General features: G+C 70.7%; 15 protein-coding genes. 6 read left to right on the top strand and 9 right to left on the bottom strand.

Annotated elements, in window-relative coordinates; all coding sequences use genetic code 11:
* Positions 1-94: 94 nt before the first annotated feature.
* The gene (locus AB0J42_RS37110) at positions 95-940 is read right to left on the bottom strand and encodes a hypothetical protein (protein WP_364303171.1); all 846 of its coding nucleotides are present in this window, start codon (positions 938-940) and stop codon (positions 95-97) included.
* Between the two features lie 124 nt (positions 941-1,064).
* Positions 1,065-1,214 (bottom strand): hypothetical protein, encoded by a 150-nt coding sequence (locus AB0J42_RS37105; RefSeq protein ID WP_364303170.1) that lies wholly within the window; start codon positions 1,212-1,214, stop codon positions 1,065-1,067.
* A 158-nt stretch (positions 1,215-1,372) separates the two neighbouring features.
* Between AB0J42_RS37105 and AB0J42_RS37100 the strand changes: the two genes are divergently transcribed.
* The 3 genes from AB0J42_RS37100 to AB0J42_RS37090 all read left to right on the top strand — a co-directional run bounded on the left by AB0J42_RS37100 (position 1,373) and on the right by AB0J42_RS37090 (position 3,786).
* The gene (locus AB0J42_RS37100) at positions 1,373-1,903 is read left to right on the top strand and encodes a hypothetical protein (protein ID WP_364303168.1); all 531 of its coding nucleotides are present in this window, start codon (positions 1,373-1,375) and stop codon (positions 1,901-1,903) included.
* Positions 1,904-1,997: 94 nt separating this feature from the next.
* A complete protein-coding gene (locus AB0J42_RS37095) occupies positions 1,998-3,137 on the top strand; it encodes a DUF418 domain-containing protein (protein ID WP_364303166.1) in 1,140 nt (379 codons plus the stop codon).
* Positions 3,138-3,198: 61 nt separating this feature from the next.
* Positions 3,199-3,786 carry a TetR/AcrR family transcriptional regulator gene (locus AB0J42_RS37090; RefSeq protein WP_364303164.1) on the top strand — a complete coding sequence of 196 codons (588 nt, stop codon included), beginning with the start codon at positions 3,199-3,201 and terminating at the stop codon, positions 3,784-3,786.
* Positions 3,787-3,790: 4 nt separating this feature from the next.
* Here the strand turns inward: AB0J42_RS37090 and AB0J42_RS37085 are convergent, their stop codons facing one another.
* Genes AB0J42_RS37085 through AB0J42_RS37070 form a run of 4 tightly spaced genes read right to left on the bottom strand, consistent with a single transcriptional unit; the run spans position 3,791 to position 8,107 of the window.
* Entirely contained in the window at positions 3,791-4,981 is a 1,191-nt protein-coding gene (locus AB0J42_RS37085; protein WP_364303162.1) for a CoA transferase, read from the bottom strand.
* Positions 4,981-6,138, bottom strand: coding sequence for an acyl-CoA dehydrogenase family protein (locus AB0J42_RS37080; RefSeq protein ID WP_364303160.1), 1,158 nt, complete (start codon positions 6,136-6,138; stop codon positions 4,981-4,983). Before AB0J42_RS37080 ends, AB0J42_RS37085 begins: the two co-directional genes overlap by 1 nt.
* Positions 6,135-7,286: an acyl-CoA dehydrogenase family protein gene (locus tag AB0J42_RS37075; RefSeq protein ID WP_364303158.1), complete on the bottom strand. Its 1,152-nt coding sequence runs from the start codon at positions 7,284-7,286 to the stop codon at positions 6,135-6,137. The genes AB0J42_RS37080 and AB0J42_RS37075 overlap by 4 nt, the downstream gene beginning before the upstream one ends.
* A gap of 32 nt (positions 7,287-7,318) precedes the next feature.
* On the bottom strand, positions 7,319-8,107 hold the full coding sequence (locus AB0J42_RS37070; RefSeq protein WP_364303156.1) for an enoyl-CoA hydratase-related protein: 789 nt from the start codon (positions 8,105-8,107) through the stop codon (positions 7,319-7,321).
* Between the two features lie 96 nt (positions 8,108-8,203).
* Here AB0J42_RS37070 and AB0J42_RS37065 point away from each other — a divergent pair, with 96 nt between their 5' ends.
* Positions 8,204-9,001: an acyl-CoA thioesterase domain-containing protein gene (locus tag AB0J42_RS37065; RefSeq protein ID WP_364303154.1), complete on the top strand. Its 798-nt coding sequence runs from the start codon at positions 8,204-8,206 to the stop codon at positions 8,999-9,001.
* On the opposite strand, the gene AB0J42_RS37060 is transcribed toward AB0J42_RS37065, so the two are convergent.
* Complete coding sequence (locus AB0J42_RS37060) at positions 8,998-9,540, bottom strand: YceI family protein (RefSeq protein WP_364303152.1); 543 nt, start codon at positions 9,538-9,540, stop codon at positions 8,998-9,000. The genes AB0J42_RS37065 and AB0J42_RS37060 overlap by 4 nt on opposite strands.
* A gap of 348 nt (positions 9,541-9,888) precedes the next feature.
* On the opposite strand from AB0J42_RS37060, the gene AB0J42_RS37055 reads away from it, so the two are divergent.
* Together AB0J42_RS37055 and AB0J42_RS37050 are read left to right on the top strand one after the other, a co-directional pair.
* A complete protein-coding gene (locus tag AB0J42_RS37055; protein WP_364303150.1) occupies positions 9,889-10,320 on the top strand; it encodes a GNAT family N-acetyltransferase in 432 nt (143 codons plus the stop codon).
* Positions 10,321-10,410: 90 nt separating this feature from the next.
* Positions 10,411-11,226: an SDR family NAD(P)-dependent oxidoreductase gene (locus tag AB0J42_RS37050; RefSeq protein ID WP_364303148.1), complete on the top strand. Its 816-nt coding sequence runs from the start codon at positions 10,411-10,413 to the stop codon at positions 11,224-11,226.
* Positions 11,227-11,351: 125 nt separating this feature from the next.
* Here AB0J42_RS37050 and AB0J42_RS37045 read toward each other — a convergent pair whose 3' ends face one another.
* Both AB0J42_RS37045 and AB0J42_RS37040 read right to left on the bottom strand, forming a co-directional pair.
* A complete protein-coding gene (locus AB0J42_RS37045) occupies positions 11,352-12,161 on the bottom strand; it encodes a transporter substrate-binding domain-containing protein (RefSeq protein WP_364303146.1) in 810 nt (269 codons plus the stop codon).
* Positions 12,162-12,204: 43 nt separating this feature from the next.
* The coding region (locus tag AB0J42_RS37040; RefSeq protein WP_364303144.1) for a hypothetical protein at positions 12,205-12,941 on the bottom strand (737 nt) is incomplete at its 5' end.

Raw genomic sequence — 12,941 nt, 5'->3', positions numbered from 1 at the left:
GCCCTCGGCGGTGAGGATGGCGGCGCGCTTGTCACGCTCGGCCCGCATCTGCTTCTCCATCGCGTCCTTGATGGTCTTCGGCGCCGCGCCTCCGTCACCGCCCGAACAGCCCGGCCACCTCCCGGAAGACCTCCTCCTCACGGTCCACGTCCAGCAGCAGCTCGGGTCCTACCAGCGCCGCGACCTCCTCGAACGCGTCACCGTGATCCGTCAGCTCCCACCCCGGCCACCGCACGGGCAGCTCCCGCGGATCGAGCGGCCAGTCGAGCGACCACCAGTCCAGCCGCCGCCTCGGGGCGTCCACATAGAGGCCGCTCCACGAGACGCTCTCCAGCACCGCGAACGGCACGGCCTCGTCCTGCGGGATCAGCAACACCTCCGGCCCCGCCATCAACGGCTCGTCCAGCCCCCCGCACCACCAGCCCCCGAACGACAGCCGCCCCTCCACGTCCCGGACGGCGATGACCACGTCGGCGGACACGGACAGGTCATCCTCCTGCACAGGCGCCAGGGCCCAGTCCGCGCGCGGCGCCTGCCGCGCATTCATGTCCAGGACGGTCTCGTACGGAAGACCCAGGTACTCCATGACCTGGTGCAGACCGCGCGGCACCCAGGTCACCGTCCAGCCGGGCCAGGCGGCCCGGACCAGCCGCAACCACGCCCGGATCTCCAGCACCGACGTGACCTCACGCCCGGGGATCCACTGGTACGTCTGCACGAGCAGCAGGCGTCTGCGCAGGTCGAGAAGCGCGACGCCGTGCCACAGCAGCGCGTTCATCCAGAAATCACGGTGCCCGCCCTTCTGCTCCCGGATGAACGCCATCATGGCGTCGGGGCCGCGGAGCAGATCCCCGTAGAGGTCTTCGGCCGCCCGGTGGCGCGACCAGACACGGTGACCGGCGCCGTCGACGACGACGTAATGCGCGTGCCCGCCGCCCATACCGTCTCCTTTCAGTCCGACTACAACCTTCCGCACCCCGGGGCGCGTTGGGAACGGGCGAAAGGAGGGGCACCCTAGTGGACCGTCACGCGCCCTATGCCCCGAAGACGGCGCCACGATCGGATCACGACTGGACGAGCGGATCAAGCAGGACGTCGCCCTGGTGGACGGCGTGCTGGGGGTGGCGTTGCGCGAAGGGGCCGGGGGAGTGCCTGTTCGCCCGGGTGCGGTTCGGGACGGTGCAGGTCTGGAAGCCGGCGCGGATCCAGGTCATGCCGGGCGAGGGCGTGTGCAGCGCGTCCGAGGCGGCTTACGGGTTCGCCCAGCGCCCGCCGCACTGAAGCTCTCGGGAGGGAGGGGGCTCCCCCGCGCGGGGGAGGTCCAGGCGGGACCTGCGGTTGATCCTGGAGGCCCGACCCTAAGGAGAGAGCCATGACCCGCTGGCCCGCCTGCGCCACGGCGGTGCTGTTCCTCGGTTACGCCGCCGGGAAGGCCGTCTACGCCGCGCAGGGCCGTCTGGGGTTTCCCGGCGGCCCGGCGGTCCCGGCGGCCGAGCATGAGCGGTATGCCCGGGAGATGATGGACGTCGCCGCCGCCCAGTGGACGGCCGCCGGGAACGGCGTGCTGGGGGCGGTGCTCGTCCTGCTGACGGTGACCGCGCTGGGCCGCCGGTTGCCCCGGTTGCCGATGCTGGTCGTGCTGGGCGTCGCGCTGCTGGGGGTGGGGGCGGGGGCGGCGGTCATGGCGGTGGACGGGTTCGTCGGCCTCGGGGTGGGCTGGCGCTGGTACCACGGCCTGGCCGGGCTCGCCGCGGTGGCGCTGATGGCGGCGACGGTCCGCTCCTACGCCCGCGCGACCGGTCCTGACAAGCCGTACGCCCGCGCGACCGGTCCTCACACGTCCCGCGCCCGCGCCACCCGTCCTCACAAGCCGTATGCGACCGGTCCGGAAAGGTGCACCTAGGTCCACCCCCATCGTGTTTCCAGCCGGATTCCGGGCGGGTGCCCGCGTCCGTAGCGTCGGAGTCACTGGAGCTCATGACCTGGGAGGAACCCCGATGCTGGACACGAAGGCGCCGCCGGCGACGGTCCGGGCGCCGGCCCCCGACCTGGCGCGCGGCCTCATGCTGCTGGCGATCGCGTTCGCGCACGCGCCGCTGTACGTGGTCGCCGTGGACCGCGGCCCGGCGGTGGCCAACGTGGTCTCGGAGTTCTTCCATGTGCTGTTCGTGAACAATCACGCGCGGCCGATGTTCGCCTTCCTGTTCGGCTACTCGCTCGTACAGCTGCTGAACAGCAGGACGCGGCGCGGCGCCGACTGGGTGTCGGCGCGTAAGCTGCTGCGCCGCCGCGGCTGGTGGCTGGTGGCGTTCGGGTTCGCGCACGTGGTGCTGCTGGTGCCGATCGACATTCTGGCGGTGTACGGGGTCGCGGCCGTTCTGCTGACCGGGATGCTGCGTTGCAAGGACGCCACGATCCTGGGGACGGCGGTCGCGGCTCTGGTGCCCGCCACGGCGCTGGCCGGGTTGGGCCTGTGGGCGCCGCTGTCGCAGGGCGTCTCTCCCTTCACCATGGGCGGGTTCGCCCCCGGGACGGAGAGTTTCGGCGAGCTGATGATCGGCCGGGTCGTGATCTGGCCGTTCGGCCTGGTCTTCGGTGTGGTCCTGGTGATTCCCGGGGTGCTCTTCGGCGTGTGGGCGGCCCGGCGGCGCGTCCTGGAGGAGCCGGAGCGGCACCGGCGGATCCTGGCCCGTTTCACGGTGCTCGCCACGGCGGTCTCCGTCGCGGGTTCGGTCCCGGCGGCGCTCATGCAGACCGGTCTGTGGACCGGCGCGCCCGCCCCGGTGGTCGTGGCCGCCTCGTTCGCGCAGCCGCTCACCGGCTACGCTGGCGGCCTCGCCCTGGCCACCGCCGTCGCTCTGCTCGCCCCGTGGGCGGCCCGGCGCCGGGGCTCCGTGATCACCGCCGTCGAGGCGCTCGGCCGGCGTTCGATGAGCCTGTACCTGTTCCAGTCGGTCGCGTTCGTCGGCGTGTTCTCCCCCTTCGGGCTGGGCCTCCAGGACGACCTCGGGATGGCGGGGGCCACGGCGGTGGCGGCGGCGACCTGGCTGGTGTCGCTCGTCCTCGCCGACCTGATGCGCCGGGCGGACCTTCGCGGCCCGGCGGAGATCCTGCTCCGCCGCCTCGCCTACCGCTGACCAGGGACGACACCGGGCCTGCTACGGGAACGCGACCAGGACATCACTTAGGGTGATGGCCATGGATGCGGAGCGGGACCGGCTGATCGGGGTGGCGACGCGGCTCTTCGCCGAGCTGGGCTACGACTGGACGTCGATGCGGATGATCGCCGACGCCGCGGGGGTCGACCCGGAGCAGGTGACCCAGGCGGTGGGCGACAAACCGGAGCTGTACCAGGAGGTCATGGCCCGCGCCCTCCGCGCCGAACAGGAGGTCGTGCGGTCCGCCCTGAGGTCCGCCACCCCTGGCGTGCAGGCGGCGCTCGACCTGGTCGACGCCTATCTGGACTTCAACCTCGCGCACCCCGAGTACCTGTCGCTCTGGCTGCACCGCTGGACCGGCGACGCCGCCGACACGCCCGACCTGGAGGGCCTGTACTCGCGGCCGCTCGCCTTCGAGGTGGCCGAGGCCATGCAGGGGCTGACCCCGGACGGGGTGAGCGTCGACCACCTGCTGTGGACGGTGGTGTGGTGCGTGTACGGGTTCCTGTCGGGCGGCGTGCGGTACGTCTCGCGGCAGCGCGGCGACGAGGCCGACCCCGAGGCGGTGGAGGAGTTCCGCGCCTACCTGCACACGCTGGTCCGCCGTATGACCGCGCCGGTCGGCTGACGGCTCAGCCGATCGCGCCCCGCTCGCGCAGCTCCGCGAGCTCCGCCGCCGAGTAGCCCAGCTCCTCCCGCAGCACCTCCACGGTGTGCCCGCCCACCGGCGGCGCCGGCCGCGGCGGGACCTGCTCGCCGTCCACGACCACCGGCGAGCCCCCCGACAGGTGCGGCCCCACGCCCGGCTGGTCGAGCATCCCCAGCACCGGGTTGGCCGCCAGCAGCCCCTCCGGGTCCGCCGCCAGCTCCTCGAACGTCCGGTACGGCGCGTACAGCAGCCGCCTGGCCGACAGCGCCGCCTCCACCTCCGCCCCCGGCCGGGCCGCGAACCACGGCTCCAGCAGCCCGCCGATGACCGCGCGGTGCGTGTACCGGTCGCCCTCGCGGCGGAAGTCGGCGCCGAGCGCCCGCTCCACCGCCTCGACCGCGGAGGTCAGGCCGGTGAGGTCGAGCAGGTCGGCCCAGTGGCGCGCGGTGAGGACCACGAGCATGACGCGCCGCCCGTCGGCGGTGCGGAAGTCGCGCCCGTACCCGCCGTAGAAGTGGTTGCCGTCCTTCTCCCGCGGCGCCCCGCCGAGCTGGGCGTCGGCGAGATACCCCAGGCCGGCGACCGTGGACAGTGCCACGTCCCGCAGCGCCACCGTGATCCGCCGCCCCTCGCCGGTCAGCAGCCGGTGCCGCTCGGCCGCCAGCAGCCCGGTGGCCAGGTAGAGCCCGGCCGCGATGTCCCACGCGGGCAGCACATGGTTCACCGGCCCCTCGATCCCGGCCGGCCCGGTCACCGCGGGCAGCCCGGTCTCGGCGTTGACCGTGTAGTCGACCGCCGTCCCGCCGTCGCGCCTGCCGGTGAGCAGCGCGTGGATCAGGTCCTCCCGCCGCTCGCGCAGTTCCTCGTACGAGAGACCGGGCAGATCGGCGTTGGCCACCACGACACCGCGCCGCGCCACCAGGGCGGCGATCACCTCGCGGCCCTCGGCGGAGCGGAAGTCGACCTCGACGGCCCGCTTGCCCTGGTTGAGCCCGGTCCAGTAGAGGCTGGTGCCGGAGGGGGCGAGCGGCCAGCGGGAGCGGTCGGCCTGCCCGCCGATCGGCTCCACCCGGACCACGTCGGCGCCGAGCCGCGCCAGGGTCATCCCGCACAGCGGCGTCGCCACGTACCCGGACAGCTCGACGACGCGCAGCCCCGCCAGCGGGGCGGCCATCAGCGGCCCGCCTCCCTGGCCCGGGCCACCAGCCGGTCGGCGATCACCAGCCGCTGGATCTCGTTCGTGCCCTCGCCGACGATCATCAGCGGGGCGTCGCGGAAGTAGCGTTCCACGTCGTACTCACGCGAGTAGCCGTTGCCGCCGTGCACCCGGATGGCGTCCAGCGCGACCTGCATCGCGGCCTCCGAGGCGAACAGCTTGGCCATGCCCGCCTCCAGGTCGGCGCGGGCCCCCGAGTCGAGCAGCCGGGCCGCGTCGGCGGTGAGCAGCCGGGCCGCGTGGACCTTGGTCGCCATGTCGGCCAGCAGGTTGCCGACCGACTGGTGGCGGTGGATCGGCTTGCCGAACGACTCGCGGACCTGCGCGTACGCGAGCGCGTCGTCGAACGCGGCCTGGGCGACGCCGACGGCGCGGGCGGCCACCTGCACCCGGCCGACCTCCAGCCCGCGCATCATCTGCGTCCACCCCTGGCCGGGGACGCCGCCGAGCACCGCGCTCCCCGGCACCCGCACCCCGTCGAAGACGACCTCGCACGCCTCCACGCCGCGGTAGCCCAGCTTGGGCAGCTTCCGCGAGACCGTGTAGCCGCTCTCGCGGGGCACCAGCAGCACGCTGATGCCGGTGTGCCGCGGCTCGGCCGCCGGATCGGTCTTGCACAGCAGCGCGACGAGCGAGGCGTGCTGCGCGTTGGAGATCCACGTCTTCACGCCGTCGATGCGGTAGCCGTCGCCGTCGGGGGTGGCGACCGTCCGCATGGCCTGCAGGTCGCTGCCGCCGTCGGGTTCGGTGAGCGCCATCGTGGCGCGCAGGCTCCCGTCGGCCATGCGGGGCAGCAGGCTCGCGCGCTGCTCGTCCGTACCGTAGGTACGCAGCAGGTACGCGACGACCGAGTGGCCGCCGATGGCGCCGGACAGGCTCATCCAGCCGCGTGCCAGCTCCTCGCTGACCCGGGCGAAGCAGGCCGGGCTGACGTCGGCGCCGCCGTGCTCGGCGGGGACGAGCATGCCGAAGAAGCCGAGCGCCTTCATCCGCTCGATCAGCGGCTCCGGGTAGAGGTCGTCCTGCTCGAACTCCCGTACCCGGGGGCGGACCTGCTCGTCCACGAACGCGCGCGCCAGCGCGACGATCTCCTGCTCCTCCTCGCTCAGCGTCACGCGCGCGCCCGCCTCATCAGCTCGCGCCCGACGATGAGCTTCTGGATCTCGCTGGTGCCCTCGTACAGGCGGAGCAGGCGCACGTCGCGGTAGAGGCGCTCGACCGGCACGCCGCGCATGTAGCCGCTGCCGCCGTGGACCTGGACGGCCAGGTCGGCGACCCGGCTCGCGGACTCGGTGCAGAACAGCTTGGCGGCGGAGGGGGCGAGCCTGCGGTCCTCGCCGGTCAGCCAGAGCCGGGCGGCCTCGTCCGTCATCGCCCGGCCCGCCATGCAGAGCGACTTCTGCTCGGCGAGCATCGCCTGCACGAGCTGGTAGTCGCCGACCGGGCGGCCGCCCTGCCGGTTGTGCGCGGCGAACTCCACCGACTCGTCGAGCGCCCGCTCCATCAGGCCGACGGCCACCGCGGAGATGTGCAGCCGGCCGCGTGCCAGCACCGTCATGGCGGCCCGGAAACCGGCGTCGACCTCGCCGCTGACCAGCGCGTCCGCGTCGAGCCTGACCTGGTCGAAGGTGACGTCAGAGGTCCAGGCGCCCTCCTGGCCCATCTTGGCGTCCTTCGGCCCCACGGTCACGCCGGGGGCGTCGGCCGGGACCAGGAACACCGCGATGCCGCTGCCCGCCTCGTCCGCCGGGCGGACCCGGGCGAACACCACGAACAGCCCCGCGATCGGGGCGTTGGTGATGAACCGCTTGCCGCCGTCGATCACCCAGCCGTCGCCGTCGGGCGTCGCCGTGGTCTTCAGCCCTGACGGGTCCGAGCCGGCCTCCGGCTCGGTCAGCGCGAACGCCGCGGTGACCTCGCCGGACGCCAGCGTCGGCAGCCAGCGCTCCTTCTGCGCGTCGGTGCCGAACCCGACCAGCACCTGGCCGGCGATGCCGTTGTTGGTGCCGAACATCGACCGGAACGCGAGGCTGGTGTAGCCGAACTCGAAGCCGAGCCGGACGTCCTGGATGATGTCGAGCCCGAGCCCGCCGTACTCCTCCGGGATGGCGTACCCGAACAGGCCCATGTCCTGGGCCTGGCGGCGCAGATCGTCGGGGATCGCGTCGGAGTCGGCGATCTCCTGCTCTCTCGGCACGACGCGGGTGCGGACGAACTGCCGTACCTGCTTGAGGACTTCGTCGAACTCGTCGGCTGCGACCATGCCCCTGGCCTATCGAATAATGTTCTGTTCTGTCAACGGTTGCGGTAGTGGCCGGGGCGTTTCTCCAGGAAAGCGCTCATGGCCTCGGCGTAGTCGTCGGTCGCCTGCACCACCGCCATGTGCGACGAGATCAGGTCCAGGCTCGTGCGCAGGTCGGTGCGCATCGACTGGTAGACCGCCCGCTTGATCATCGAGATCGCGATCGGCGGCTTGGCCGCGATGCCCCGGGCGAACTCCAGCGTCTCCGGCAGCAGCGCCTCGTCGTCGTAGACCCGGTTCACGATGCCCAGCCGCAGCGCCTCCTCCGCGTCCACGAAGTCGCCCGTCATCAGGAGCTCCATCGCCTTGGCCGGGCCGACCAGCCGGGGCAGGAAGTACGCGCCGCCGTCGCCCGGCACCAGGCCGATCCGGATATAACCCTCCGAGAACCGGGCCGACCGGGCGGCGAACCGCATGTCACACATGAGCGCCATGTCCATCCCGGCGCCCACCGCGACCCCGTTCACCGCGGCGATCAGCGGCTTCTCCAGGTCCTCGACCGCCCGCGCCACCTTGTGCACCCGGTCGGTCAACATGCGCTTGCGCTCGATCGGGGTCGCCTCGATCTCGTCGAGCGCCTTCAGGTCGATGCCGCTGCAGAAGCCGTCGCCGGTGCCGGTCAGCACGACCACCCGGACGTTCTCGTCCTCCTGCGCATCACGCAGCGCCTGCGCCCAGGCGTTGATCATCGGCCAGGTGAACGCCCCCATGTAGCGCGGGCGGTTCAGCCGGATCACCGCCACCCCGCCGTCGACCTCGTAGACCAGCTCGTCCTCAGCCACCGGTCACTCCTCTCACTCCGGGACATTTCGCCGAGCTTCTCACGAGGGCCACCCCCGCCTCGCGCCAGGTCCGGCGCGTCCTCTACGGTCTCGCTCATGACGACCTTCCGTCCTCAGGCCGCCCCCACCGTGCTCGACCTGCTGACGCTGGAGAAGCTCGAAGAGGACCTCTACCGGGGCACCACCGTCTTCGAGGAGCCGTTCCCGCTGTACGGGGGACAAGTGGCGGCGCAGGCGCTGGCCGCCGCCGGCGACACCGTGCCGGCCGACCGGCTGCCCCACTCGCTCCACGGCTACTACCTGCGCAGCGGCGACGCCGCCCGGCCCACCGTGTTCCGCGTCCACCGCGACAGGGACGGCCGGTCCTACTCCGCCCGGCGGGTCGTCGCCATCCAGAAGGGCGAGGTCATCTTCAACATGTCGGCGTCCTTCCACGTCCCCGAATCCGGCCCCGACGTGCAGATCCACCCCGCGCCCGACACCCCCGGCCCCGACGGGCTCGAACCCGTCCAACTGCCCCGCCTCTTCTCCATGGAGAGCCGGCTGCCGCCCCAGCCCTACCCGGCGGCCGAGTGGCCCACCCGGTTCTGGGCCCGCTGCACCCAGGACCTGCCCGGCGGGCAACTCCTGCACGCGTGCGTGCTCACGTACCTCTCGGACATCTCTAGCGGCGTGACCGGCATCGCCGACGGCGAAGGCGCGCGCTCCGGCGCCAGCCTCGACCACGCGGTCTGGTTCCACCGGCCCGCCCGCATGGACGAATGGGTGCTCATGGACCTCGTGCCGCACACCGTCGCGGCCGGGCGCGGCTGGTACACCGGCACCATCCACACCCACGACGGCCGGCTCGCCGCCAGCATCACCCAGGAGAACCTCTACCGGAAGCCGCGCTAGCTCTTCGAGAGGGCCACCTCGAACCGGACGGTCACGTCGTCGTCCAGCTTCAACGCCCCGAAGAACGCCGAGTACGGCTTGATGCCCCAGACGCTCTGCTTGACCGTCGCGCCGCCCTGCACCCGGTCGCCGTCGAACCCGCAGCCGAGAGTCAGCGGCCGGGTCTGACCCGCCAGCGTCAGCTCACCCTCCACCCGGAACGACTCCCGCGTGCCGCTCACCTGTCTCGACCGGAACGTGATCGTGGGAAACCGGTCGGTGCGCAGCACCTTCTCCCGGATGGTCCGCTCGATGTCGGCCTTGTCGGAAGCGGTGAGCGGCTTCACCCCGCCCGACCCCGACACCACCCGCAGCGACCCCGCGTCCGCCTCCACGTTCACCCCGGACGCCCCCGGATCATCGAGATCGACCACGGCCTCCCCGCGCCACTGGGTCACCTCGATCGTCAGATCATGCCCGGCCTTGGCGCCCAGCCCGGTCCGCTTCGTCTCCACCACCAGCCGCCCCGTCTCCGGGCCCAGCACATACGTATCCCCCATAACCCGCAAACTACCCAGCGTTCTGCCCCCAACCCCACCCCCGCACGTTGTGTTACCGCACTTCACGGCCCTCGCGCCCCTCGGCGGCGATGCAGGAGGTGCATGCGGGCGACGTAGCGGACGACTCTGCGCAGGTCGGTGAGTACCGCGCCGTTGACGGGTTGCCGGTGACGACCAGGAGCTCGGCGGGGCGACCGGTCAGGCTCGGATGGCGGACGACCCTGCCCAGGTCGCTGACCGTGGTCGACAGCGCCACCAGCCGGACCGACTCCGGCAGGTGTCGGCGAGCGCCGTGTTGTGGACGGGTTGCCAAGGGGCGGGGGAGGGGGCGTTTCGTAGGGTCGGGCTATGGGTGTCGTGATCGAGATCGTGCGTGAGGCGAGTGACGAGGTCGTGGCGGCGTTCGAGCGGTTGCTGCCTCAGCTTTCGACCAGGGCGGCGCCCGACCGGGAGGTCGTGGAGCGGGTGGTCGGGTTCGAGGGGAACACGGTGCTGGCCGCGCGGGTCGAAGGTGCTGTGGTGGGGTTGCTGACGTTGGTGGCCATCCCGCTGGGCACTGGTCTGTGGGCGCGGATCGAGGACGTCGTGGTGGATGAGGCCGCCCGTGGCCGGGGCGTGGGGGCGGCGCTGACGGAGCGGGCGGTGGAGCTGGCCCGGGAGCGCGGGGCGCGCACGATCGAACTGACGTCGCGGCCGGAGCGGGTGGCGGCCCATCGGTTGTACGAACGAGCCGGGTTCCGCCGCTGGGAGACGGCGGTGTACCGGTTGAACCTGAGCTGAGACGAGACGGTCCGTATTGACAACACGTAGGCGGGTGGTGCAGGGTTTGGTGTCGAGACGGAACGTCTCGTCTAGGAAAAGGGGTGGCTCATGGCGCGAGTGTGGTTCATTACGGGTGCGTCCCGGGGGCTTGGCAGGGCGTTCACCGAGGCGGCGCTCGCCGCGGGAGACCGCGTCGTCGGCGCGGCGAGGAATGTGGCCCCGCTGGAGGAGCTGGCCGCCGAGCACGGCGGACGGCTGATCCCGGTGGCGCTGGATGTCGCCGACCGGGCCGCAGTCCATGAGGCGGTGGACGGCGCGGTCGCCTCGCTCGGGCGGATCGACGTCGTGGTCAACAACGCCGGCGGCCTGCTGCTGGGGATGATCGAGGAGGCGTCGGAGGAGGCGATCCGGGCGCACTTCGATGTGAACACGCTCGGCGCCGTCTGGGTGTGCCAGGCGGTCGTGCCGCACCTGCGCAGGCAGGGCGCCGGGCGGATCCTGAACGTCACCTCGATGGGGTCCGGCGGCGGGTTCGCGTGGGTCGGCTTCTACGGGGCGGGCAAGGCGGCGCTCGACTCGATCACCGAGGCGCTGGCGATGGAGGTGGAACCGTTCGGGATCAAGGTGACCAACCTGCAGATGGGCGGCTACGACACCGGCCTGTTCACCACCGGCACCACGCAGGCCGAGCCGCTGCCCGCCTACGACCCGTTGCGCAAGCAGCTGACCGAGATGTGGGGCGACGACGCCGGGCCCGACCCGCGCACCGCCGCACCCGTGGTCATGGAACTGGTCGACCTGCCCGATCCGCCCCGGCGGCTGATCGTGGGCGGCGCCTCGTACGACATGGTCCTGCAGATGGAAGGGGCGCGACTGGACGAGTACCGCGCCTGGGAGCACCTGAGCCGCAAGGCGGCGGGCTGATCGAAGACGGGGACGTCCTCAGGTTCAAGGAGTGTCACTCTTGGTGAGGCGTCGTTGTTCTGGCCGGCGTTCGGTGCGGTCGTGGTCACGTGGTGAGGCAGCCGTGTGCTGGGTCCGCCGCCGTTCTATTCGCAAGGATCGAGCTTGAATGGTTTGTGATTCTGCGGTTCTTCGAGCCTGAGGTTCTGGGCGAGCACGTCCTCCCATTCTCCCTCGTCGATGAACTGCTGCAGGAGTCGGGTGATGACTTCGCATTTTGCTCTGTCGTTGTTCGGGAGGCCGATGCCGTATTGCTCTTCTGCTCCGAACGACACGTCTGTGACGTGGGTCTTCGACGGCGCTTCCGTGGCGAACCCGTGCAATATGAGCTGGTCGGTGGAGAACGCGTCAACCTGCCCGTCGAGTAGTCTGTTGAAGCAGTTCTTCTGTGCGATCTCATCCGTGAGAATCAGGCCGCTCTTCTTGAAGGAAGCGAGCTGGGCCTCGGACGTGGTGCCACGCGGGACGCAGATATTTCTGTTGTTGCTGGTCAGGCTCTCAAAGTCCTTGATGCGGTCGTCGCCTTTCCTGACCATCACCCCTTGGCGGGTGATCATGTACGGCCCAGCGAAGTCGATGACATCCCGGCGATCGTCATTGATGGAGAATGTAGAGATCACCATGTCGATCCCGGAGGATGGTTTTTCCAATACCTCCATCCGCTCCTCCAGCGTAATATCTACGAACCTCGCTTTTTTGTTTAGGCGGCTGGCCAGCCAGCGGGCCAAGTCGACGTCAAATCCGGTGCGCCGGGCGGTCCCCGGTTCCTCGGTCGAAAAGCCGGGATGGTCAGGGGTGACACCGACGAAGATAGTTTCCTTCGGGAAGGGGGATTGCTGTTGCGGCGGTGGCGAATTGGACGCGCAGGCGGAAGCCAAGAGGATGAAAGCGACCATCGCGGCCTTCTGACCGACTCGAACCACCGGGCGTGCTCCCTTGCTAGTTGAACAGGACCGCTTCACTGACCGTGAGATTCACTGTGCATGATGGGTCGGGCAGATGGACGACGATCTCTGCTTTTACCCCACGTTTCGATCCCTCCAGCGGCAGGAGAACCTCCTTCTCGGAGCGCACCCCCTTCACCGTTTCCCCGTCTTTGCCGTCGAGTTTCGGAGTGATGTCGAGCGTCGCGGGGGTAACGCAGTTGCCGACCGTCTTCGTATTCACAAGTCTCAGCGTGAGAGCGAGGTTGTCCCGCACGAAACCCGCGGCGGAGCCGTTCTCAAGGGGCAGGGTCAGGATCACCTTGCTCTGGTCACCTATCACCTTGCTCTGGTCACCTTTCGCCTCGTTGCTCACGGAAATCTGGACCAGGTCGGTGACGTTCTCATCCGGTTTGTGGATGAAGAACCACCAGCCGACAGCCACGGCCAGAATGGCCAGCGGCACCGCCGATAGCAGCCAATACCACCACGACTGGAGAGAGGGGAGAGGCGCTTCCGTTTTCTGGAAGTAGACACTGATGAGACAACCGATGATGCCGACCCCGAGGGACAGTGTCTGAGAGATCTCGGCACCCTTGGCGCCCATGACGAGCAGCAGGATCGTAAGAACACCCGTCGCGGCACAGGCAGGGACGATCCAAGGCCGATGCGTTCTCGACTGGTGAGACGGCCCCACCCCTGGCCCGGGCAGGCGGAAGAGGGCACCCCGCTGGAGAGATGACAAACGCGACC

Origin of the sequence: Nonomuraea sp. NPDC049649 (assembly GCF_040675175.1) — a bacterium.
Taxonomy (GTDB): Bacteria; Actinomycetota; Actinomycetes; order Streptosporangiales; family Streptosporangiaceae; genus Nonomuraea.
The sequence above is the reverse complement of the archived record's forward strand: the minus strand, read 5'-3'. Positions and strand labels throughout refer to the sequence as shown.

Coding starts and splice junctions, on each gene's coding strand:
- AB0J42_RS37110 (WP_364303171.1), bottom strand. CDS start 940: ATGGGCGGCGGGCACGCGCATTACGTCGTCGTCGACGGCGCCGGTCAC.
- AB0J42_RS37105 (WP_364303170.1), bottom strand. CDS start 1,214: ATGACCTGGATCCGCGCCGGCTTCCAGACCTGCACCGTCCCGAACCGC.
- AB0J42_RS37100 (WP_364303168.1), top strand. CDS start 1,373: ATGACCCGCTGGCCCGCCTGCGCCACGGCGGTGCTGTTCCTCGGTTAC.
- AB0J42_RS37095 (WP_364303166.1), top strand. CDS start 1,998: ATGCTGGACACGAAGGCGCCGCCGGCGACGGTCCGGGCGCCGGCCCCC.
- AB0J42_RS37090 (WP_364303164.1), top strand. CDS start 3,199: ATGGATGCGGAGCGGGACCGGCTGATCGGGGTGGCGACGCGGCTCTTC.
- AB0J42_RS37085 (WP_364303162.1), bottom strand. CDS start 4,981: ATGGCCGCCCCGCTGGCGGGGCTGCGCGTCGTCGAGCTGTCCGGGTAC.
- AB0J42_RS37075 (WP_364303158.1), bottom strand. CDS start 7,286: ATGGTCGCAGCCGACGAGTTCGACGAAGTCCTCAAGCAGGTACGGCAG.
- AB0J42_RS37065 (WP_364303154.1), top strand. CDS start 8,204: ATGACGACCTTCCGTCCTCAGGCCGCCCCCACCGTGCTCGACCTGCTG.
- AB0J42_RS37060 (WP_364303152.1), bottom strand. CDS start 9,540: ATGGGGGATACGTATGTGCTGGGCCCGGAGACGGGGCGGCTGGTGGTG.
- AB0J42_RS37055 (WP_364303150.1), top strand. CDS start 9,889: ATGGGTGTCGTGATCGAGATCGTGCGTGAGGCGAGTGACGAGGTCGTG.
- AB0J42_RS37050 (WP_364303148.1), top strand. CDS start 10,411: ATGGCGCGAGTGTGGTTCATTACGGGTGCGTCCCGGGGGCTTGGCAGG.
- AB0J42_RS37045 (WP_364303146.1), bottom strand. CDS start 12,161: ATGGTCGCTTTCATCCTCTTGGCTTCCGCCTGCGCGTCCAATTCGCCA.